General features: G+C 70.7%; 21 protein-coding genes and 1 pseudogene. 13 read left to right on the top strand and 9 right to left on the bottom strand.

Annotated features, from left to right (window positions below):
- Positions 1-160: 160 nt before the first annotated feature.
- Positions 161-1066, top strand: a complete 906-nt coding sequence (locus ACSP97_RS31430) for a S41 family peptidase (RefSeq protein ID WP_440555392.1) — start codon at positions 161-163, stop codon at positions 1064-1066.
- Between the two features lie 74 nt (positions 1067-1140).
- Here ACSP97_RS31430 and ACSP97_RS31425 read toward each other — a convergent pair whose 3' ends face one another.
- Both ACSP97_RS31425 and ACSP97_RS31420 read right to left on the bottom strand, forming a co-directional pair.
- Complete coding sequence (locus tag ACSP97_RS31425) at positions 1141-2076, bottom strand: ketopantoate reductase family protein (protein ID WP_440555390.1); 936 nt, start codon at positions 2074-2076, stop codon at positions 1141-1143.
- 61 nt (positions 2077-2137) lie between these two features.
- Positions 2138-3541, bottom strand: a complete 1404-nt coding sequence (locus ACSP97_RS31420; protein ID WP_440555388.1) for an MFS transporter — start codon at positions 3539-3541, stop codon at positions 2138-2140.
- Positions 3542-3680: 139 nt separating this feature from the next.
- On the opposite strand from ACSP97_RS31420, the gene ACSP97_RS31415 reads away from it, so the two are divergent.
- The 3 genes from ACSP97_RS31415 (at position 3681) to ACSP97_RS31405 (ending at position 6283) form a co-directional block, all read left to right on the top strand.
- Positions 3681-4190 carry a winged helix-turn-helix transcriptional regulator gene (locus ACSP97_RS31415; protein ID WP_355526875.1) on the top strand — a complete coding sequence of 170 codons (510 nt, stop codon included), beginning with the start codon at positions 3681-3683 and terminating at the stop codon, positions 4188-4190.
- Positions 4191-4328: 138 nt separating this feature from the next.
- A complete protein-coding gene (locus ACSP97_RS31410) occupies positions 4329-5276 on the top strand; it encodes a DMT family transporter (RefSeq protein WP_440555386.1) in 948 nt (315 codons plus the stop codon).
- Positions 5277-5359: 83 nt separating this feature from the next.
- Entirely contained in the window at positions 5360-6283 is a 924-nt protein-coding gene (locus ACSP97_RS31405; protein ID WP_440555384.1) for a LysR substrate-binding domain-containing protein, read from the top strand.
- A gap of 130 nt (positions 6284-6413) precedes the next feature.
- Here the strand turns inward: ACSP97_RS31405 and ACSP97_RS31400 are convergent, their stop codons facing one another.
- Positions 6414-7226 carry a TSUP family transporter gene (locus ACSP97_RS31400; RefSeq protein ID WP_440555382.1) on the bottom strand — a complete coding sequence of 271 codons (813 nt, stop codon included), beginning with the start codon at positions 7224-7226 and terminating at the stop codon, positions 6414-6416.
- Between the two features lie 83 nt (positions 7227-7309).
- Between ACSP97_RS31400 and ACSP97_RS31395 the strand changes: the two genes are divergently transcribed.
- The 4 genes from ACSP97_RS31395 to ACSP97_RS31380 all read left to right on the top strand — a co-directional run bounded on the left by ACSP97_RS31395 (position 7310) and on the right by ACSP97_RS31380 (position 11307).
- Positions 7310-8068 (top strand): AraC family transcriptional regulator, encoded by a 759-nt coding sequence (locus tag ACSP97_RS31395; RefSeq protein WP_358269764.1) that lies wholly within the window; start codon positions 7310-7312, stop codon positions 8066-8068.
- Positions 8069-8577: 509 nt separating this feature from the next.
- The gene (locus tag ACSP97_RS31390) at positions 8578-9321 is read left to right on the top strand and encodes an SDR family NAD(P)-dependent oxidoreductase (RefSeq protein WP_355329552.1); all 744 of its coding nucleotides are present in this window, start codon (positions 8578-8580) and stop codon (positions 9319-9321) included.
- Positions 9322-9920: 599 nt separating this feature from the next.
- Positions 9921-10676 carry an SDR family oxidoreductase gene (locus ACSP97_RS31385; protein WP_355329549.1) on the top strand — a complete coding sequence of 252 codons (756 nt, stop codon included), beginning with the start codon at positions 9921-9923 and terminating at the stop codon, positions 10674-10676.
- Positions 10677-10866: 190 nt separating this feature from the next.
- Positions 10867-11307, top strand: coding sequence for a TIGR03618 family F420-dependent PPOX class oxidoreductase (locus tag ACSP97_RS31380; protein ID WP_355152752.1), 441 nt, complete (start codon positions 10867-10869; stop codon positions 11305-11307).
- Between the two features lie 125 nt (positions 11308-11432).
- Here ACSP97_RS31380 and ACSP97_RS31375 read toward each other — a convergent pair whose 3' ends face one another.
- Both ACSP97_RS31375 and ACSP97_RS31370 read right to left on the bottom strand, forming a co-directional pair.
- Positions 11433-11798, bottom strand: a complete 366-nt coding sequence (locus ACSP97_RS31375; protein WP_355152754.1) for a winged helix-turn-helix transcriptional regulator — start codon at positions 11796-11798, stop codon at positions 11433-11435.
- Positions 11799-12023: 225 nt separating this feature from the next.
- Entirely contained in the window at positions 12024-12617 is a 594-nt protein-coding gene (locus ACSP97_RS31370) for a TetR/AcrR family transcriptional regulator (protein WP_440555378.1), read from the bottom strand.
- Between the two features lie 154 nt (positions 12618-12771).
- On the opposite strand from ACSP97_RS31370, the gene ACSP97_RS31365 reads away from it, so the two are divergent.
- Together ACSP97_RS31365 and ACSP97_RS31360 are read left to right on the top strand one after the other, a co-directional pair.
- Complete coding sequence (locus tag ACSP97_RS31365; RefSeq protein WP_388316210.1) at positions 12772-13791, top strand: aldo/keto reductase; 1020 nt, start codon at positions 12772-12774, stop codon at positions 13789-13791.
- Between the two features lie 258 nt (positions 13792-14049).
- Positions 14050-15873, top strand: a complete 1824-nt coding sequence (locus ACSP97_RS31360; protein ID WP_440555376.1) for a thiamine pyrophosphate-dependent enzyme — start codon at positions 14050-14052, stop codon at positions 15871-15873.
- Between the two features lie 162 nt (positions 15874-16035).
- Here the strand turns inward: ACSP97_RS31360 and ACSP97_RS31355 are convergent, their stop codons facing one another.
- On the bottom strand, positions 16036-16392 hold the full coding sequence (locus ACSP97_RS31355; RefSeq protein ID WP_355152762.1) for a MerR family transcriptional regulator: 357 nt from the start codon (positions 16390-16392) through the stop codon (positions 16036-16038).
- A gap of 90 nt (positions 16393-16482) precedes the next feature.
- On the opposite strand from ACSP97_RS31355, the gene ACSP97_RS31350 reads away from it, so the two are divergent.
- The gene (locus ACSP97_RS31350; RefSeq protein WP_440558499.1) at positions 16483-16950 is read left to right on the top strand and encodes a hypothetical protein; all 468 of its coding nucleotides are present in this window, start codon (positions 16483-16485) and stop codon (positions 16948-16950) included.
- 197 nt (positions 16951-17147) lie between these two features.
- Here ACSP97_RS31350 and ACSP97_RS31345 read toward each other — a convergent pair whose 3' ends face one another.
- Positions 17148-17828, bottom strand: coding sequence for a TetR/AcrR family transcriptional regulator (locus tag ACSP97_RS31345; RefSeq protein ID WP_355329537.1), 681 nt, complete (start codon positions 17826-17828; stop codon positions 17148-17150).
- Between the two features lie 101 nt (positions 17829-17929).
- On the opposite strand from ACSP97_RS31345, the gene ACSP97_RS31340 reads away from it, so the two are divergent.
- Positions 17930-18895: an NAD(P)-dependent alcohol dehydrogenase gene (locus ACSP97_RS31340; RefSeq protein ID WP_440555373.1), complete on the top strand. Its 966-nt coding sequence runs from the start codon at positions 17930-17932 to the stop codon at positions 18893-18895.
- Between the two features lie 20 nt (positions 18896-18915).
- On the opposite strand, the pseudogene ACSP97_RS31335 reads toward ACSP97_RS31340, so the two are convergent.
- Positions 18916-19062: pseudogene (locus tag ACSP97_RS31335) on the bottom strand (IS5 family transposase); the annotation flags it as partial.
- Between the two features lie 121 nt (positions 19063-19183).
- A complete protein-coding gene (locus tag ACSP97_RS31330) occupies positions 19184-19819 on the bottom strand; it encodes a TetR/AcrR family transcriptional regulator (protein ID WP_440555371.1) in 636 nt (211 codons plus the stop codon).
- Between the two features lie 193 nt (positions 19820-20012).
- On the opposite strand from ACSP97_RS31330, the gene ACSP97_RS31325 reads away from it, so the two are divergent.
- Positions 20013-21239: an alpha/beta hydrolase family protein gene (locus tag ACSP97_RS31325; RefSeq protein WP_440555369.1), complete on the top strand. Its 1227-nt coding sequence runs from the start codon at positions 20013-20015 to the stop codon at positions 21237-21239.
- Positions 21240-21438 lie beyond the last annotated feature (199 nt).

The raw sequence follows: 21438 nt of genomic DNA, 5'->3' as shown, positions 1-21438 counted from the left end.
ACAGCGAGGGGACAAGCCGCCCCGGATGGACGGATCAGGCCATGGCACGTATGGGCCGGGAAGCCTGGGAGATGTGTCCGCAGGCGCCGTCGGGAGGACCGCCCGCAAGCGGCCGTGAAATCCGCTGGGCACTCGTTCGACCCGGCCCTACGATCCGCCCATGACGACCCGTCACGAAATGACTCATCGCGAGATAATCGAGGCCGCACTGACCCGGATCACCGCCGGTTACGTGTTCCCCGAGAAGACGGCCGCCATCGACGCGGCGATCCGGCGCCGGCTGGACGAAGGCGCGTATCGGGACCTGGACCTGCGGGAGCTGTGCGAGCGGGTCACGGCCGACCTCCAGGACGCCTGTCCGGACAAGCATCTGCGATTGCTGTGGGCCGAGGAGCCGCAGTCGATGGACGAGGAGCCGGAGGACGTCGCTCGCGCCCGCTTCGCACAGTACGCGAGGGAGAACAACTACGGCGTCCGGCGGGTGGAGCAGCTCGACGGCAACATCGGCTACCTCGACCTGCGCATGATCGCCCCGGCCGATCCGGGCGGTCCCGCGGCCGCCGCCGCCATGCAACTGCTCGCCGCCACCGATGGGTTGGTCATCGACCTGCGGCAGTGCCGGGGCGGCTCGCCGGAAGGCGTGCAGTTGTGGTGCAGCTACTTCTTCGCCGACGACGGGGTGCACCTGAACGACATCTACCAGCGGGCCACTGGCCTGACCCGCCAGTACTGGACCCTCGGGCACCTCGCCGCACCGCGCTACCTGGACCGCCCGGTCACCGTGCTGACCAGCGACCTCACCTTCTCCGGCGGAGAGGAGCTGGCGTACACCCTGAAGGTGCTGGGGCGCGCCACCTTGATCGGCCAGGCCACCCGCGGCGGCGCCCATCCCACGGACCGTGTGCCGGTCGCCCCGCACGTCACCGTGACCGTTCCCGCCGCCCGCTCGATCAACCCGGTCACCGGCACCAACTGGGAAGGCGTCGGCGTCGAGCCCGACCTGGCCGTCGCGGCCGGGGACGCGCTGAAGACGGCGCTTGAGCACCTGCGCACGCGGCTCGGCTGAGCGGCGTTCGACACCACGCCTCCCGACACGGCCACGACCACGGATACGGCCGTGCGGTTGCCGCCCGCACGGTCTCAGCTCGGCCGGGAGTCCTTCGCCAGGCGCTGGTTGTGCACTCGGAGGCGGACCACGGCTGCGTTCAGCAGCGGCGCGGACAGGTCCAGGCGCTTCGCCACATCGGCGAGGGAGGCCAGGACGTGCTCGACCTCCGTGGGGCGCGAGTCCAAGACGTCCCGGTACATCGACGGGGCGAAGGGCGAGCCCTCCTGCGTCACAGTGGCCCGCAGCGCGACACGGGCGGCGTCGGGCAGGGGGTGACCGGCCGCGCCGGACACGGCGGCGGCCTCGGCGAGGACCGCGTCGGCGAAGGCCTTGCCGCCTCTCGCCGCCGCCACGTCGCCGATGGTGCCCTGCGCGAGGCAGGTGATGGTGGTGGTCGTGGCGATGAAGACCCACTTGTGCCACATCGACGTGAGGATGCGGTCGGAGACCTGGACGTCGAAGCCGGCGCCGTCCAGCGCGGCGGCCGTGTCGCGCAGCCGGGCGGTGTGTCCTCCGTCGAGCTCGCCGATCTCAAGGCTCGCGCCCGGGGCCGACACGGTGATGGCGCCGTCCGGGGTGAGCTGCGCAGCGACCTTCACGACGGCTCCCAGGACGGCCGAGGGGAACTGGGTGTCGATCGCATCGAGGTGGTCGATGCCGTTGAGGAAGGGGACGATCACGGTGTGCGGGCCGACCGCCGGCTTGAGGTCCTGGAGGGCGGCTTCGAGGTGACCGGCTTTCACGGTCAGCAGGATCAGGTCGTAGGGGCCGTCGAGTTCGGAGGCGGTGACCAGCTTCGGCTCCAGGCGTTCGGTTCCCTCCGGCGCGGTGATGCGCAGCCCGTTCGCGCGGAGTTCGGCGGCGCGACGGGGGCGGACCAAGAACGTCACGTCGCGTGCCGCGCGGGCGAGCCGGGCGCCGAAGTAGCCGCCGGTGGCCCCTGCGCCGACGATGAGGATGCGTGTCATGTCTTCGTGTCCTTCACTGTGTTGCCGGGGCGAGGGCTCCAGCGGGCGATGGGTGAACGGTTCAGCGCGGTTCGGTGACGGCGGTGGCCGGGGCGGCGGGCTCGCGTGTGCGTGTGGCGGTGCGGGTGATCCGCGCGCCGACGACGGCCGTGGCGACGCTCAGCGCCGCCGCCACCACCCATGCGGCACGGAAGTCCTGGCGCTGGGCGGGGCCGACGTGCGTGCCGACGACGGCGACGAGAAGGGCCACGCCCACGGTGGCGGATATCTGGCGCACCGAGTTGACCAGGGCCGATCCGGTGGCCGCCCGATGGCCGGGCAGGGAGCTGACGCCGGCGGCGACCAAGGTGCCGAGGGTCAGTCCGACGCCCACGCCGCCGAGGACCTGGCTGGGCAGCAGGTCGAGCCAGTAGTCGGCGTCGAGGGAGGCGAAGCAGGCGCGCCAGAGCATGGATACGGCGAAGAGCAGTCCGCCCGCAGTGACCAGCGGCCCGTGGCCCAGGCGGTGTGCGGCGCGTGCGGTGAGCAGGGTGACGACGGGGACCAGGGCGGGGCCGGGGACCATGGCCACACCGGTGCGCAGGGCGCTCCAGTGCCAGATCTCCTGGCACCACAGGACGTTGGACAGCAGCATGATGGCGAAGGCGATGCCGAACACGAACGTGCCGGTGCTCGCGGCGCCGAACTGGGGAAGGCGCAGCAAGGGCAGCTCGAACAGCGGGTGACTGTGCCGGAGCGAGCGGCGGACGAAGACGGCGGCGCCGGCCGACGCGAGCGCGAACAGCGTAAGGCTCCTGGCGTCCAGCCAGCCCCATTCCGGCGCCTGCACCAGCGCGCCGGACAGGGCGGCTATCGCGAGGGTGATCAGCAGGGCGCCCGCCAGGTCGGGCAGGCGGCCCTGCTCCCTGCGTGCGGTGAAGGGCAGGCCGCGCAGCCCCGCGGCCACGGTGGCGATGCCGATGGGAACGTTGATCACGAAGACCCAGCGCCAGTCGACCTGGACCAGCAGTCCGCCGGCGACGGGGCCCGCGGCGGCGGCGAGCCCGCCCACGGCCGCCCAGTTGCGGGTGGCACGGGTGCGGTGCTCCGTCGGCACGGAAGCCAGCAGCAGTGCCAGGGAGGTGGGCAACTGAGCGGCGGCGCCCACCGCCTGGAGGGCTCGGGCGGCCACGAGGGTCCCCAGGTCCGGCGCCAGGGCGCAGCCGAGCGAGGCGAGGGTGAAGACGGTGACGCCGGCGAGGAACACCGGCCGCTGTCCGATCCGGTCGCCCATGCGGCCCGCGACGACGAGGAGGGCCGCCAGAGCGATGGCGTAGGCGTTGAGCACCCAGGACAAGGAGCCCAGCGTGGCCGCGCGGCCCGGGGAGGAGGCGAAGGACGAGCCCATGGCGGGCAGTGCCACGTTGACGATCCACAGATCGAGGTTCGTCATGAAGACCGCCAGGAGGATGACGGTCGACGCCAAGCGCTGCTTTGAAAACCAAACCGATGGACTCATGGGACCAGCGAAACACGATGCGCTTTGAGATTCAAACCACAGGGGCACTGAAGGCTCATCCTTACCCAAGCTTTGAGATTCAAAGCTCCAGGGCGATACTCGGACCATGAGCACTCAACGTGTCGACCCCTACGCGGTTCCCGGCCGCCCCTGCTCCATCGCCGCCGCCTTGCAGGTGGTGGGCGACCGCTGGTCGCTGCTCGCCGTCCGCGAGGTCACGTTCGGCAACCACCGCTTCCGCGAGATCGCCAAGAACACCGGCGCCCCCACCGACCGCCTCTCCGCCCGGCTCAAGAGCCTGGTCGCCGACGGTGTCCTGGAGCGCCGTCCGCTGCCCGCCGAGCCGCGCCATGACGGCTACTACCTCACCGAGGCCGGCCGCGACCTGGTCGGCGTCATCCGCGAGCTGCTGCGCTGGGGGGACCGCTGGCTGACCACCTCCCCGCCGATGAAGCTGCGGCACCACGATCACGACTTCACCCCCCGTCCGATCTGCGCCCACTGCGGCGAGCCGGTCACCCAGGGCGAGGTGCACGCGGAGGTGACCGCGGAGGGCTGGACGCTCACGGGACCGGTCGCCGGCTCGCCCGGCCACGCGGGCGAGGGCCGGGCGTGAGAGGTCGCCTGCGGTGAGGGCCGCGCGTGCCGGGTCGCGGGCGGCGGCCTCGTGCACCAGTGACACGTAAGCAGATGTTGGGTTTCTTCAAGAAAACACTAAATGGTTCTTTTCGGTGGATGGTGACACGTTGGTGAGGTGAATCGTCACCTCGTCTCTCCGCACTTCGTCGCACTGGCGGGCACGGTGGTGCTGTGGGCGTCCGCCTTCCCCGCGATCCGTGTCGGCGTGGACGGGCTCGGCCTCGCCGCCCTGTCCTTCCTGCGGCTCGCCGTCGCCGCCGTCGCCCTGCTCGTCGTCGCGCCGCTCGCCGGCGTCCGCCTGCCCCGGGGGCGCGACCTGCCGCTGATCTGCCTGTGCGGGCTGAGCGGCATGACCGCCTACCAGATCTTGCTCAACTGGGGGGAGATCCACGTCGAGGCCGGTACCGCCAGCCTGCTGATCGCCGTCGCCCCGGTGTTCAGCGTGCTGCTCGCCGGTGTCTTCCTCTCCGAGCCGCTCACCCGCAACGTCGTCGCCGGAAGTGTCATCGCGCTCGCCGGCACCGCCGTCGTCACCCTGGCCGAAGGCTTCGCCGGTTTCAGCCTCGCCTCCCTGGTCGTGCTGGCCGCCGCCGTCGTCCAGGGTGTCTACCACTTCGCGAGCAAGCCCCTGCTGCGGCACTACAGCGGTCTGGAGGTGGCGACCTACGCCATGCTCGCGGGGACCGTCTTCGCGCTGCCGCTGCTGCCCACGACGGTCGGCGCGGTGACGGACGCCTCCGCCGGGGCCCTCTGGGCGGCGGTCTTCCTGGGTCTGCTGCCTTCCGCGCTCGGGTTCGTGATCTGGGGTTACGCCGTCGCCCGTCTGCCCATGGCGGCCTCCACCGCGGCGCTGTACCTGGTGCCCCCCGTGGCACTGCTCGTCTCCTTCGTCTGGCTGGGCGAGACCCCGCACCCGCTCGAACTGCTCGGAGGCGCCGTCTCCGTGGCCGGAGTGGTGCTGATCAACCGCCACAAGGCCACGGCCGCCGACCCCGAGGCAGAGGCAGAGCACGGTGCGCCGGAGCCCGCCGCCCCCTCCGCGGCGGCGCGACCGTCCCCCTGAGCCATGAGCCGCCACGCGCCGGATCGAGGAGCGCGGGTCCCGATGACGACTACCGTCGAGAGACCCGCCGGGAAGGACTTCGAATGCTTGACGTGCGACGCCTGAGGATCCTGCAGCACCTCGCCACCTACGGCACGGTCGCTGCCACGGCCGAGGTCCTCCATCTGACGGCCCCTGCCGTGTCGCAGCAGTTGTCGGTCCTGGAACGTGAAGCCGGCCTGCCCGTCGTCGAGAAGAGCGGACGTACCCTGCGTCTGACACCGGCGGGGGAACTCCTCGCGGCACACGCCGAGGTGATCCTGGCCGACCTCGCGGCCGCGGAGTCCGATCTCCAGGCGCTGAAGGGAGGCCACCACGGGCTGATCCGGGTGGCCGCCTTCGCCTCCGCCGCGCGGACGCTGCTCCCGGAGGTCTACCGTCTGATCGCGGAGCACGGGGACCGGCAGGCTCGCACGCTCACGGTGCAGCTCGTCGAGCAGGAGCCCGATGTCGCCCTGGAGGCCTTGAAGAAGCGTCAAGTCGATGTGGCCCTGGCGCACAGCTACTCCGTGCTGCCGCGCAACTTCCCCGGCGACAGCCAGCAGGACGTCCTCCTGGAGGACCCGGTCCTGCTGTGCCTGCCCGCCGGACGTGCGCGGCAGTTGGAACTCGCGCCCGGTCAACCGGCGGACCTCACCCGGCTGGCGGGCGAGGCGTGGCTGACGCCGGGCCCGGAGACCTCCTGTTACCAGATGATCCAGCGGACCTGTGGAGCCGCGGGGTTCGTCCCCGACGTCCGTGTCCGCAGCAGCGACTTCTCGGTGCTCCTGTCACTCGTGGCCGCCGGGGCGGGCATCGCGCTGGCTCCCCGGCTGGCCGTCGGCGAGCAGCCGGGGATCAGCGTGCACCCGCTCCTCACCCCGGTCACCCGCACGGTGTTCACGGTCATCCGCACCGGCACCGCCCGCAGGCCGGACGTACACCTGCTGAGCGCCCTGCTGAAACAGGCGGCCGACGCGGTGACGTGATCCCTGGGGCGCGGCGGGCAGCCTTTTCCCGGCGACGTCGGACGAGACCTGGGCGGCACGGACGGCCGGGGAGCGCCCGCCCCGCAGGTGCCCGCCAGGCCCCGCAGGTGCCCGCCACGCGCCCCCGAGGTCACGGGAGGCGGAGCAGCATGGCGGTGAGTACGAGGGCCAGCAGGGCGACGTAACCCCAGGCGTGGACCCGGTCGGCGATACGGGGCGGCCTGCGGCGCAGCAGGACGACGACGGGCACGGCTCCCAGCAGGAGCAGTGCGACGGCCCCGAGGTCGACCGAACCTGCGGCGAGCAGGAGCGCACCGGTGTCCACCCGGTCGCCCGCTGCGGGGGCCGCCGTCAGGAAGAGCGCGCAGGCGGGGGCGCTGATGCAGAAGGTGAGGGGATTGGCGAGCGCGGTGGCGGCGGCCATCGGCAGCCCGGAGCGGCGCAGCAGCGGCACCGTCAGCACGCTGCCGCCGACACCGAGGAACGAGGCCACCGAGCCGATCGGCACACCGAGCGCGGCGGGGACGGCGACGGTCCCGTCCCCGGCCGGACCGTCGTGCGCGGGGCGCAGGAAGCCCGGCCGTACGAGTACGTCCACGAGGGTGGCGGCCAGGTAGAGGACGAAGCCCCAGGTGATCAGCCTCGGGGGTGCGAACGTCGCCGCGAAGGCACCGACGAGCCCTCCGGCGCCGAGCAGCGCCAGCAACGGGAGGCGGCGGCGCAGGCCGGTCAGCAGTGGTCTCGGCGTCGCGGCGGTGGCGACGGCCGCGTTGACGACCATGACGAGGGAGGAGGTCGCCACGGCCACCGTCGAGGCGGCCGGGCCCGCGGCGGCGTCGGCCCAGACGACGACCGGAACGGTGACGAACCCGCCGCCGAACCCGAAGAGCACGGTGGTCAGCCCGGTCAGCACGCCGATGGCGAGAAGAAGTACGAAAGTCACCCGGTCAAGTTCAGCGGGCGACCCAGGTGCCGACAATCGAAGGAAGAACCGATACTTTCGAGTTTCGGCCCTAGGCTGGTGGAATGCGCAATGTCTCGCTCGCCGAGCTGGACCACCTGCCCGCCGAGGTGCTCCCGATCGCGACCGACTACCCGCCCGGCACCCTGCTGACCTGGCACGAGCACCGGCGTGCGCAGTTCCTGTACGCGGCCACCGGGACGATGCTGGTGGAGACCGGCGAGGGGGCCTGGACGGTGCCGGGCGAGCGGGCCGTGCTCATCCCTCCCGGGACGCGCCACCAGGTGCGGATGCTGGACGTGCGGACGTCGAGCCTGTACATCGAGCCGGACGCGGTGCCGTGGTGGCCGCTGTCCTGCCGGGTGGTCGAGGTGGCGCCGCTGCTGCGGGAACTGCTCCTCGCCGCCGCGGACCTCGACGCCGACTACGCGGCCCGCGACCGGGACGGCGCGCTCGTCGCGCTGATCCTCTGCGAGCTGGCGACGCTCACCGAGGTGCCCCTGCACATCGTCCTGCCGCACGAGCCTCCCTTCGACGAGCTGTGCCGCAGCTATCTGGCCGGCCCGGACGTCGCGGTGACGAACGCCGTGTGGGCGCGGGCCGCCTCGATGAGCGAACGCGCCTTCACACGCCGTTTCCGGCAGTTGACGGGCGTCAGTCCCGCAGCCTGGCGGGCCAGGGCCAGGCTGCTGGCCGCCATCCCGCTGCTGCGCCACAAGTCCGTGACGCAGGTGTCGGCGCTGCTCGGCTATTCCTCCCCGGCCGCGTTCTCCTACGCGTTCTCCCGCGCCTTCTCGCTGCCTCCGTCGTCGTTGGGAAACTGAGTGAAGGCGAGCCGCACCGGTCCGCGCGAGCATCTGCCCGCGCACGTCAAACGCCCTTCCCCGCAGACGCGTTGGGCTCCCTCGGCGGAGGGCCGTCAGCCCGTGGTTTCGACGCCGAGGTCGGCGAGCAAGGCACGGACACGGAGCGGACCTCGACCCGGCCGACCGACGGCGGAACGACGCCCACGTCGGCCCGGCCGGCCGGCGTCCGGGCCGTGGACACCGTGTGATGCCCCGGCCCGGGACGTCACGCCGCGTCCTCGTCGTCTCAGGCTTCGGCCGGGCATGCGGCGACACCGGTACGACCTCGGCAGGCCACCCGGACAGCCCACGTCAGCCGCCGCGGCCTGGCTTCGAGCGCGCTCCAATCCCTAGAGTTCCGGTCACGGACCTCCGCCCACGAGTACGCCCTGTCACCGAGGACCACGGTCACGAACGGCGACCGTGAACGCGGCGGTGAGCGCGACCGTTGACCCGGCCAGGCCGGTTCTCAGGACAGAGGTGATCCGATGAAGGTGCTGGTGACCGGCGGGACGAGCGGACTCGGACTCGCCATGGCCTCCGCCCTGGCCGCGGCGGGAGCCTCCGTCGCGCTGACCGGGCGGTCCGGCGAGCGTGCGGAGTCCGTCGCCGCGGGGCTGCCGGGGGCGACCGGCGTCGAAATGGACGTGCGCGACGAGTCGTCGGTGGCCAGGGCCGTCGACCAAGCGTGGTCGCGGCTCGGTGGTGTCGACATGCTGGTGAACAACGCCGGCATCGGCATGCGCACGGTCAACCCGCGCTTCATGACACAGCCGCAGGGCTTCTGGGAGGTACCGTCCGACGCCTTCCGCGCGGTGATCGACACCAACCTGACCGGCTACTTCCTGGTCGCCCGCGAGATCACGCCACGGATGCTGGCATCCGGCGGTGGCCGCATCGTCAACATCTCGATCAACCACTCGACCATGCGACGCGCCGGCTTCGTTCCCTACGGGCCGTCGCGTGCCGGCAGCGAGGCGCTGTCCCGCATCATGGCGGCCGACCTGCGGGGTACGGGCGTCACCGTCAACCTGCTGCTGCCCGGAGGCGCGACGGTCACCGGGATGCTGCCCCCGGACGTCGCCCGCGAGGGCCACGGGTTCCTGAGTCCCGCGGTGATGGGCCCGCCCATCGTCTGGCTGGCCTCCGACGACGCAGCCGGCGTGCACGACGAGCGCATCGTCGCCTCCGAGTTCGGACAATGGCTGCGCGACCGGGAGAGCCGCCCGTGAGGGCGTGAGCCTGCGCGAACTGGGTGGAGTTCGCCCTCCACACCCCCGACAAGTCTCACGGCCAGAGCCGGCCTGCCCCGCCGTCACCTTCTTGGCGGCTCCGCACGGACCGCCCGGCATGGTGGCCGCACGGGGAGGGATTCTCAGACGTGCCGGTGCGGTAAGAGGGTGCAGCCTGGAAGCAGGGGATGCTGTAACGCCTCAGCATGAGTCCGACACACGCCACGGACCACGATCGCTATCGAGCTGGATCGGGTTCTGAGCGGATCACAGCCCGCGCTCTCCTCGAAGAGGCGTCCTCAGTTGACGCGCACGGTAGCCCCTCATCTCGACGCAGACAGTGGGGACTTGGAACCTACGGCGCTGCACTCCCGAGGCGCAGCGCCGTTGCCATGCCCTGCTGCCCGGCGTTGCACCCGGCCCGCGCATGCGTCGGGAAGGCGACTCACATGGGGGCGCCGCCTCGCACCGCACACCAGTCGATTCGCTTTTCGGACTCACCTTGCTATGGTGGCGTACATGAGTGAGTTCGACAATCGAACTCGGCACGTCAGGGCCACTTACGCGGCCTAGGTCCCGCCTCAAGGAGCAGTACCGCTATGTCCTCGATTCTGATCACCGGCGCCTCCAAGGGCATCGGCCGAGCCATCGCCGTGGAACTGGCCGAACGCGGTCACCGTGTGGTTGCCACCGCGCGTGACCCCCGCACCCTGGAGGGCCTGGATGTCGCAGAGCGGCTGCGACTGGACGTGACCGACCAGGCCAGCGTCGACGCGGCCATCGAGCAGGCCGGGGAGATCGACACACTGGTCTCCAACGCCGGCGTCATCTTCAACGCCGCGGTCGAGGCCAGCCCGTTGGACGAGATCGAGCGCCTCTACGCGCAGAACACCGTCGGCGCCATCCGCGTCACCCAGGCCGTCCTGCCGCAACTGCGCCGGCGCGGCAAGGGCCGTCTGCTCTACGTCTCCAGTGCCGCCGGGCGCACCATCCTCCCCGGCGCGTCGGCGTACGCGGCGAGCAAATGGGCACTGGAAGCCTTCGCCGAGACCCTCGCCGTGGAAGTGGGCGGCTTCGGTATCGACGTCACCCTGGCGCAGCCCGGCCCGGTCAGCTCCGGCGCACTGGACGACATCCTCACCTACCGGCTGCCCGACGACCCCTATGCGGCCCTCTTCGCCGGCGACGGCATCCCCGCCGAGATGATGATCAGCCCCGAGCAGGTCGCCGCAGCGGTTGCCGACCTCGTCGAGGCGCCCGAAGTCCCGCTGCGGGTACCGGTCGGCCCCGTCGCCGAACACATACTCAGCAGCCGCGACAGCGCCCCCTACGACAAGCCCTTCCTGCCCTTCTGACCCCCGCAGCACGCGCAGGACCCCACGCCACAGGGGCGGTTGATCTCTGTGGAGAAGATCGGCCGACCGGTGCGGTCGATTCGGTTCCGGACTCTGCCTGCCAAGTTGCCAGGCGCGTGCATCCAGGCGCCGAAGCCACCTCCGACGACCCGCGCCGGCCGCCGTACACCCCACTCGAACGGAGCGCCGCATGACCACGCTGCACGACTTCGCGACCCTCGCCCGCTCGGAACGCGGACTCGGTGTGGTGTCCACACTGCGGCCCGATCTGACCATTCAATCGTCCGTCGTCAACCTCGGCGCCCTGCGCCACCCGGTCACAGGTGCGGACGGCATCGCGTTCGTGACGTACGGCAAGGTCAAGCTCGCCAACCTGCGAGCACGCCCACGCCTGACCCTCACCGTACGGGCCGGATGGCGGTGGGCGACGGTCGAGGGCCTGGCGGAGATCATCGGCCCCGACGACCCGCACCCCTCGTTCGACGCCGAGGGCGTGCGCCTGCTCCTGCGGGAAATCTTCTCCGCGGCCGGCGGCGCCCACGACAACTGGGAGGAGTACGACGCCACCATGGCGGCCCAGCGCCGTGCGGCCGTCCTGGTGCGGCCCGAACGAATCTACGGGAACACCTGAGCGCCCCTCCGACCACTTCGGGCGGGGTGACCGCGAGGTCAGACACCGCGGCTCCTGCCACCGCGACCGTGGGACCGCCGTACGCACCTTCCGCGTAAGGCCGCCGGTGCCGGCGGCGGGTACGGCTACGCGTCGGCCTCTGCGGGTTGCCGAAGCGCCGGCGTCACGTACCTTTCGCCCCACTGGCGCAACGCCAGGAGCACCGGCGCAAGGGCCTGCCCGGCTTCGGTGAGCACGTACTCGTCACGCGGCGGATGCTCGCAGTAGCGCCGCCGCTCGATGACCCCGGCCTCCTCCAGCTTCCGCAGCCGCACCGCGAGGGTCTCCCGCGGGGCACCCGTGTTGACCTGGATGTCCTTGAACCGGTGCACACCAAAACCCAGTTCCCGGAGTACGAGCAGACTCCAGCGCTCGCCGACGATGTCGAGAGCGTCGGCGATGGAGCACACCCTGGGAGCCCCCAGATTGGTCGATTCGCATTTCTGACTCACTCCGCCAGCGTAACGCTTGCGCGTAAGAGGTCGCGCAGACAGGCGGCGTGGGGAGTCCCCGGCGACGAGGCGAGCACAGGTACTGGTGATCAGGGGTTGCGAGGAAGAGGGCCGAGGCGGCGGCTTCCTCGGCGGTGGCGAAGTGGCCGAGGGGAGCGGTTGATCCGGGGCGGCGGCGATCGCACGACCTCTTGGCAGAGCCGCCCGCGCGCGAGGTTGCCGAGGTCAGTGGTGTGGTCGGCGTAGCCCTGCGACGAGGAGTTCGGCCATGCGGCGTGCGTCGTAGCGGGGATCGTTCTCCGCGCCGATGCAGAGGTTTCCGACGCCGCGCATGAACTGGTACGCGTCGACGTCGGGGCGGATCTCGCCGGCGACGGCCGCGGCTTCGAGCAGTTCGGTGCAGACGGGCAGGAGGCGGTCGAGGAAGTAGGCATGCAGCGCCTCGAACCCGGTGTTGTCGGCCTGCAACACGGCGGCGAGTCCGTGTTTGGTCACCAGGAAATCGACGAAGAGGCTGATCCACCGCCCTAGCGCGGAGTGCGGGGACGGGCTGGTCGCCAGCAGGGCCGGACCGGCATCGGCACAGGCGTCGACCTGGTGCCGATAGACGCCGATGACGAGGTCCGCTCGCGTCGGGAAGTGGCGGTAGATCGTACCCAGCCCGACGCCGGCCTTGGCCGCGATGTCGCGTACCGGCGCGTCTACGCCTGACGTGACGAAGACCGCGGCGGCCGCATCGAGCAGGGCCTTCTGGTTGCGCCGGGCGTCCTTCCGCCTGGACGGGGCTGCTTGTCCCGCGCCCTTGTCGCCGTCGTTCACCGCACTGCTCCTTCCGCTCGCCGCTTGCAAAAACGGAACTGTGTTCCGTATCGTTTCGGAACGTCGTTCCGTTTCGCTCATGATGTCAGAGCAGGGACCCGGCGACCAAGCCATGCAATGCACCACGCTTCACCCGCAACGAGGAGACACGGTCATGCAGTACCGCACCTTGGGCCGCACCGGTGTGCAGGTCAGCACCCTCGCGCTCGGCGCGATGAACTTCGGAAAGATCGGGCGCACCACCCAGGACGAGGTCACCGCCATCGTCGACGCCGCCCTGGAGGCGGGGATCAACCTGATCGACACTGCCGACGTGTACAGCGGCGGCGAGTCGGAGGAGATGGTGGGCAAGGCCATCGCGGGCCGCCGCGACGACCTCGTGCTGGCCACAAAGGCGACCATGCCGATGGGCGACGAGCGCAATCGCCAGGGCAGCTCGCGCCGCTGGCTGGTGACCGCTCTGGAGGACAGCCTGCGTCGGCTCGGCGTCGACCACGTCGACCTGTACCAAATCCACCGGTGGGACCCGAACACCAGCGACGAGGAGACTCTGTCAGCGTTGACAGACCTGCAGCGCGCGGGAAAAATCCGCTACTTCGGCTCCTCGACCTTTCCCGCCTATCGCATCGTGCAAGCCCAGTGGGCCGCCCGGGAGCACCACTTGAGCCGTTACGTCACCGAACAGCCCAGCTACTCGATCCTGCAGCGCGGTATCGAGACCCATGTGCTGCCCGTGACCGAGCAGTACGGGCTCGGCGTCCTGGTATGGAGCCCACTGGCCTCGGGCTGGCTGTCGGGCGCGATCCGCGAGGGCAGGGAGATCACCACCAGCCGCTCAACGTTCATGCCGCAACGCTTCGACACCACCATCCCCGCCAACCGGGCCAGGCTCTACGCCGTCGAACGGCTGGCCGGAGTCGCCGACGAGGCCGGCCTGACGATGATCCAGCTCGCGCTCGGCTTCGTGACCGCGCACCCCGGCGTGACCAGCGCGCTCGTCGGCCCCCGCACACTGGACCACTTGCACTCGCAGCTTGCCGCCGCGGACACCAAGCTCTCCGCCGACGTACTCGACGCGATCGACGCCATCGTCGCCCCCGGTGCCGACCTCGCCGCGCACGAGAAGAACGACACCCCGCCCTCGCTGCTCCACCCGTCCCTGCGGCGCCGCTGATCACCCAGCGACAGCCTCCACCTCCTCTTGTGCGACGTCCCGAAGCTGCGGCAGTGGAGGGCGGTAGCAAATTCCGCTTCATGGTCGGCCTATGGGATTACGAGTTGCGCCGCTCAAGGCGAGCCCGCCGGGTGCGGCGCCGTCCGGGTGGAACCGGTGACGGGTGACATACCGCGCAGTGGCAAGCGGGAACCGGCAACAGGAGGGCGGCGGGCCCGGTCCCGTGCGTCGCGACAGCCGTGAGAGAAGGATCCGCACATGACTGACCGGCCCGGGGCGGCCAGCGGCTCGCAGACGAAGACCACGTCGGACCTGGTGGTGGAGCGGCTGCTGGAGTGGGGCATCGACACCTGCTTCGGTATCTGCGGCGACCAGGTGAACGGCTTCTTCGAGGCGCTGCGCACCCACCCGAAGATGCGGTTCGTGCACGTGCGCCACGAGGAGAACGCCGCGCTGGCCTGCGTGGGCTACGCCAAGTTCACCGGCCGTCCGGCGGTGTGCGTGGCCACCGCGGGCCCCGGAGCGGTCCACCTGCTCAACGGCCTGTACGACGCCCGGATCGACGGCGCCCCGGTGATCGCCATCACCGGCTTGTCGTATCACGACACCGTCGGCGCGCACTTCCTGCAGGATCTGCCCTCCGACCGGCTGTTCGAGCACGCCTGCATGTTCTCGGAGCGCGTCATGGGCCCCACCCATGCGCTCGCCGCCACCGACCTCGCGGTGCGCAGCGCCCTGATGAACCGCACCCCCTCGCACCTGGCCATCCCCATCGACGTCCAGTCCTTCACCCTGGAGCAGGACACCGCCTCACCCAAGAACGTCCCCGGGCACCTGTCGGTGGCCCCGCAGCCCTTCACGGTCATCCCGCCCGAGGAGCAGGTGCGGCAGGCAGCGGAGGTGCTGAACGCCTGCCGGCGGGTGGCCATCTGCGCGGGAGCCGGCGCCCGCGGTTCGGGTGACCTGCTGGAACAGGTCGCCGAGGTTCTCGGCGCGCCCATCGTCAAGGCGGGCCTGGGGAAGGACTGCGTGCCCGACGACAGCCCCTACACCACCGGGGGCATGGGCCTGATCGGCACCCGCGCCTCCCACGAGGCGTTCGAGAACTGCGACGGGTTCCTCATCGTCGGCTCCTCCACCCCCTACTACGAGTTCTGGCCCGGGCCCGGGCAGGCACGGGGCGTACAGATCGACCTCAACGCCGACCGCATCGGCATGCGCTACCCCGTCGAAGTCGGCCTGGTCGGCCACGCCGACGCCGTACTCACCCGCCTGCTGCCACTTTTGGAGCGCAAGGACGACCGCTCCTTCCTGGAGCAGGCCCAGAACACCTACCGGCGGTGGTGGGAGCTGATCGGCGAGCAGGCCGCGACCTCCGGCACACCGATGCGGCCGCAGGTGGTGACGTGGGAGCTGTCCAAAGCCCTTCCCGACCGCGCGATCGTGACAGGAGACGCTGGCACGGTCACCGCCTGGGGTGGCAGGCTCCGGCTGCGCCGAGGCATGCAGTACTCCTTCTCCGGCACCCTGTGCACCATGGGCTCCGCGCTCCCCTACGCCATCGGCGCCCAGCTCGCCCACCCCGACCGTCCCGTGATCGCCTTCACCGGAGACGGCTCGATGAGCATGGGCATGGGCGAACTGGCCACCCTCGCCCAGTACCAGCTGCCCGTCAAGGTCGTCGTGCTGCGCAACGACTCCCTCGCGCTGGAGGTATGGGAGCAGACCGCCCTGCTGGGCAATCCCCAGATGGGTTGTGAACTGCACCCCATCGACTTCGCCGCCGTCGCCCGCGCCTGTGGCCTGACGGCCTTCCGCATCGATGACCCCTCCGACGCCGCCGACGTGTTCGCCCGGGCCATGGCCCACGACGGACCCTGCCTGGTCGAGGCCGTCACCGACCCCAACGAAGCACCCTTCGGCGAAAGCCTGCAACCCACCCACGCCCAGCACATCGCACAGGCCTTCGCCAAGGGAGAACCCGCAGCCGGCCCCATGGCACGCAACCTCCTGCAGGAGGGCCGCGTCGCCCTCTCCCCCGCGCTCCAACAGCACTACGACGACCTCGCCCGCTACCGCTGACACCACCCGCACCCAAAGCCGGCTGCCGGACGCCGGCCGGCGTCCCGGACTCCCGGGCCGCTCGCTCGTGCCGGGCCAGGCGCAAGGCAGCGGCCTCGGTGGCCGCGTCCCAGGATCAGGTCTTGAGAGAGGTCGAGGCCCCCGTGTCGATGCTCACCCGGCTCAGCCGGCCGCCCGCAGCGGGCATCCGGTGCCCACACGTGCGTCGAGCTCGGCCCGCAGGGCGGCAAGCTGCGCCATACGCGCGTCGATCACCTTGATCTTCTCCTTGAACAGTGCGGACAACGCCTCGGCGGCGTCGGGCGCGTTCCGCAGTTCCTCGCCGGTCCGCGCGATCTCGGCCAGCGAGAAGCCGAGCGTCTGCGCGGTGCGGACGTACTGCAGCCAGGGCACTGCCTCGGGCGGGAAGTCGCGATAACCATTGGCCAGACGCCGCCCCGTGACCAGACCGATCTTCTCGTAGAAACGGATGGTGTCCCTGGTCAGTCCCGCTTGCGCGGCCAGCTCCCCGATACGCACGGCTCCCCCTGAACTGCGGACTTGACCCTGGACAGTACTCCACTGTTTACCGTCGTGGCGTCCGTGCAGGAGACCAGCAGGAGCCTCGCCGTGTTCCGTCCTTTCGCCCCTTCCCACCCCGCCTATCCTCGCGTCGTACGCACAAGTGCTTGGTACGACCTCGTGGTCACAGCCGGTTTCGCCACGCCGTGGACCTACGCCCTGGTGCACGACGCGCTGTCGAAGATCGGTGACGCGCTCGGGCTGGGCACCCTGCCCGCCGTCGACCCGATAGAGATCCTTTACGCGAATCTGATGGGTTCAGTGGTGGTCGTCTGGGCGCTGCTCCGGATCGTCAACCCGCTGCCGGTGCACGGACTGTTCGACGGCATCGCGCGCACGCTGTTCGCCGCATGGCAGGCGTATGCGCTGGCGCACGGTGCCCCGCGCTGGCTATGGCTGTTCTTCGTTGCCGAGGTGGCGTTCGGCGTCGTCCAGCTTGTGCCGTGGTGGCGGCCTCGACGCACCGACCTTATGGGCCCCTCTGCCGGACAACCGCTCGGCGACGCGGGCCGGTGAGCTGCGAGGACCGGCGAGCCGTTCTCGTACAGCCCGAGCGAGTCGATCCGGCCCCGTGCACCGGCCCGGTGCCGTACTCGCTCGCCAGGAACCGGGCGCCCAGCAGCGTCTCCATGTGCGCCTCGACGAGACCCCGCGCATCGGCCTCGATCTCAGTCAGCGGACTGGACGTGCTCCGCGGCAGGTGCCGTTTCCTGTCAGCCTCTCGGGGGCCGGTGCCCCTGGGGATCGTCAGTCGCAATCGGGAGGCTGCGCAGTGTCAGTGCAGCCGGCGGGGGCAGCGGTTCGTTGGCCGTGTCGGTGCGGAACGACTGGAGCAGATAGGCCACCAGGCGCCGGGACGCTGCACCGTCATCCGGTAGGGCGGTCACCAGAGCGCAGTGTGCCAACAGGACCACGGCGAGGTCGGAAGGGTGAAAATCGGCCCGCAGCGCGCCCGACGCCTGGGCCCTGCGTACCAGGGTCGTGAAGTCCCGCTCGGCTCGTTGCCGGGACCGCGCGTGTTCCGACGTGGTTTCCGGGAAGGCCGCGACGAACGCGGCCGGGAACCCGCGTTCCTCCCGTTGCAGAGCGCAGACCGTCTCGACCAGCCGCTGGAAGCCTTCCCACGGGTCGGGGGCGGCCAGAGCCTCGGTGAGCGCCCGCGCGCAGGTCTCCATCTGTTGCGCGAACGCGCCTCTCACCAGGGCGTCCCGGGTCGGGAAATGCCGGTACAGCGTCGCCACGCCGACCCCGGCCCGTCGGGCCACGGTCGCCATCGGGGCGTCGATTCCGTGCTCCGCGAAGACCGCGCGGGCGGCGACGAGGACGCGCTCCCGGTTGCGCCGGGCGTCCGCCCGCACCCCGTCCCGGGCTGTGATCCGAGAGGATTCCGCCATCACTGTCTCTCACTTCCGGTCCAAGCGGACGATTGCGTCCGCTTAAGAGCTTACGGTCGGTGCCAGATCCCCGTACGGCCCCCGGCGGCAAAGGCAGAACGATGAACGACCGCATGATGAAGGCAGTGCTCTACGACCGCTATGGCGGCCCGGATGTGCTCTACACGGGCCGCGTGCCACGCCCCGAGCCGGCCCCCGGCGAAATCCTTGTGAAGGTGCGTGCGTTCAGCGTCAACGGCGGCGAACTGGCAGCACGTGCCGGCCGTATCCGCCTGCTGAGCGGCCGGAAGTTCCCCAAGCGCGTCGGCTTGGACTTCACCGGCGAGGTCGCCGCACCGGGTGCCGGAGTCACACGGTTCGCGGCCGGCGACCGCGTATGGGGGGTCTTGGCCCGCACCGCCGGGTTCGGCAGCGCCGCCGAGTACGTGACCGTGCCCGCCGAGCGGGTCGGCCGGCTCCCCGACGGCCTTGACCCGGTGGACGCCGCCGCGCTGCCGGTGGCCACCACGGCCATCACCGCGCTGCGGGACAAAGCCGGGCTGCGCCCCGGCGAACGACTCCTCGTCCGGGGCGCGGCGGGCGGTGTCGGCAACGCCGCCGTCCAGCTTGGCCGGGCGTACGGCGCCGAGGTCACGGCCCTGGCCCGTGCGGCCAATCTTGACTTCGTCCGAGGGCTCGGCGCACACAAGGCCGTCGACCACCGGACCGTGCGGCCGGCGGAACTGGGCCGCTTCGACGTGGTGCTGGACACCGCGGGGACCGACCTGCGGGCCTTTCGGCGCCTGCTGAATCCGGGCGGGCGCATGGTCACCATCGCCTTCGACCTGAAACGGCCCGCCGCGTCGCTCGGTTACCTCGCGGCCAGCACGGTCCACGGCCACGGCCGGGTGCGTTTCTTCAGCGGCAACCCCACGCGGGCGGACTTCGACGACCTCGCCCGCCATGTGGTCGAGGGCAAGCTGAGCCCCGCGGTGGACACGGTCTTCTCCCTGGAGGAGACAGCCGCGGCACACCGGGCGCTGGAGGCGGGCGGCGTCCAGGGCAAGTACGTGGTCAGGGTCGCGTAGGACGTCTGTGCAGGTGCTGATCACAGCCACTCGTTGATGGCAGCGATGAGGACGGTCGCCTCGTAGCGCACCGCCGGCTCGTCGTATCGCGTGGGGACGGCGCGGTGCCTCTTGAGGCGGTTGATTCCGCACTCGACCGCATGCCGCTGTTTGCGGTCGTCCGCGGGGCGCTGGCCGTCACCGGCCATCACGCCACGGACGAGGTGGTGCCACCCGTTCCCCGGGCGCACTGGCGACATGCTGATCACCGGCCCATGCAATCCCGGCGCGATCGGTGACCGCGCCGGATCATGTGGTTCCCGCTGGACTCGGTCCGCTGTTGTGCAAGCGCACGAGGGGCAGGAAGAGCTCGTCGACGATCGCCCGGATACGTGGGGGCTTGAGGGGCTTGGGGTCCATGAGCAGGTCGTTGCGCACCAGGTCGAACGGCATGGCGAGCACTGCGGCAGGGACCCGCTCCAGGTCGATTTCCCCGCGGTCGTGGGCACGCTGGTAGAGGTCCTGAACGAGGAGAAGCTGTCGGTCACCGAAGATCCGGTCGCGCACCTGGGTGGGAGTGAGTCCGGTGCTGGCCAGGAGTCCGGAGAAGGCCGTGGCCGAGGCAATGGCGAAGAAGGCGGCGCGGGCTTCGCCCATGACGGTCAGTGCGGCCAGCAGGTCGCCGCGCAGGGAACCGGTGTCGGGGATCTCGACGGGGTGAGTGTCCCGGTAGTGCTTGAGCGCAGCGAGCGCGAGCTCGTCCTTGTTGGCCCAGCGGCGGTACAGCACGGCTACGCCGGTGTTGGCGCGAGAGGCCACGGACTCCATGGTGAGTCTCGCGAAGCCGGCCTGGGCCAGCTCGTCCCAGGCTGCGCCCAGCAGGGCGGCTTCCAGCTCGGGGCCGCGCCGACGTCCGCGGGGTGGCTTGGTGGCAGGCAGGGGCATGACCCCACTATAGAGAAGGTTTGCATTCCTTATCGCCCTCCCCTACTCTCCGAAGAGAGGGATTCATCTCTTATTTGTTCGAGGTGTCGCCGTAGACCTGCCCTGGTGACGTCGATGACGGCCCTCAACCAACCCGAGGCGCACACGGCCGATCACGCCGCGATGGGCCATGACGAAGAGAACGGCGATGAGCATGAGCACCGGAACAGCGTCGGGTACACGTTCCACCTTCTTCACCGACGCGAGGATGAACTCGATGACCCTGGCGATGCTCGGGCGGGTGTACACCGGTGCGGCGGACACCGGGGAGACGTTGACGACGATCGACCGCATCACCGACGGCGATCACAACTCGTGGGCACACGAGTGGGAGGCGACCGCCGACCGCGTCGCCTCGATCGGGGACGACTGCGTACGCCGAGGCCACCGAGTGAGTGGCCGTAACGCGCTCCTGCGCGCTGCGACCTACTACGCGGCGTGCGTCTTGGTGGCCGACGGGTGCGAGAACCCGGATGAGATCCGGTCGCGGACGTTCGCCGCCTACCACCGGTGCTGGGAGCGGTACCTCGGTCTGCTGGACAACCCGCCCGAGCCGCTGGAGATCCCGTACGAGGGCACGACGATGCCCGGGTGGTTCTTCACCGCCGCCGGGGAGGGCCTGAAGCCGACGCTGGTGATGGTCAACGGCGCCGATGGTGCGGCGAGTTATCTGTGGCCCGGCTACGGCTCCGAAGCAGCTGCGCGGGGGTACAACGTCGTGATCTTCGACGGGCCCGGGCAGCAGCGCATGCTGTTCGAGCGGGGCGTCCCGTTCCGGCCCGACTGGGAGCACGTCCTCAAGCCGGTCGTGGACGTGACGCTCCGCCACGCGGGCGTGGACCCGGAGCGACTCGCCCTCTATGCCGTCAGTCAGGGCGGCTACTGGGCCCCTCGCGCCCTGGCGTTCGAGCACCGCTTCGCGGCCGCGGTCATCGACGACGGGGTCGTCAACGTTTCCGAGGCGTGGCACGCCATGCTGTCGCCCAAGCTGAAGGAGTTGCTCGCAGCCGGCGAGCGTGACGCGTTCAATGCGGAGATCGAGCGCCTCCCGACCCGCACCAAGTGGATGTTCAACTGGCGGGCCCAGCCGTATCGCAGCCCGACCCTCTACGACACCTTCCTCGAAGCCGCCCGCTATGAGATCACGCCGGATCTCGCCGCGCAGATCACAACGCCTGTACTCATCGCCGATCCCGACCAGGAGGGATATTTCGCCGGTCAGCCCAAGCGTCTGTACGACATGATCCCGGGCGAGAAGGTGCACGTCCGGTTCACCGAGGCCGAAGGGGCCGCTGGACACTGCGAGCCGATGGCCCGGTCGCTGGCCGCACAGCGGTTCTTCGACTTCCTCGACGACCACGTCGGCCTCACCGACTCCTGACGAGTCGGTGAGGAATAGCGGGTGAGGCGTGTTCGCCCTACGCGCGGTCGTTTTCAGGCCATGACGGTGCGGTCGGAGACGAGGCCGGCGACGGCTCGGTAGGTCTCGGGCAGGCCCCCCGTTCTTCCTTGCCGCTTCCCGGGCGCGGCCAGGCGCGCAGCGAGCTGCCCTCGCAAGTGCGCCGACGACGGCCGTGGTG

The organism is Streptomyces sp. SCPE 10 (assembly GCF_051980735.1).
Taxonomy (GTDB): domain Bacteria; phylum Actinomycetota; class Actinomycetes; order Streptomycetales; family Streptomycetaceae; genus Streptomyces; species Streptomyces misionensis.
This window is presented reverse-complemented; position numbering and strand designations above follow the sequence as displayed.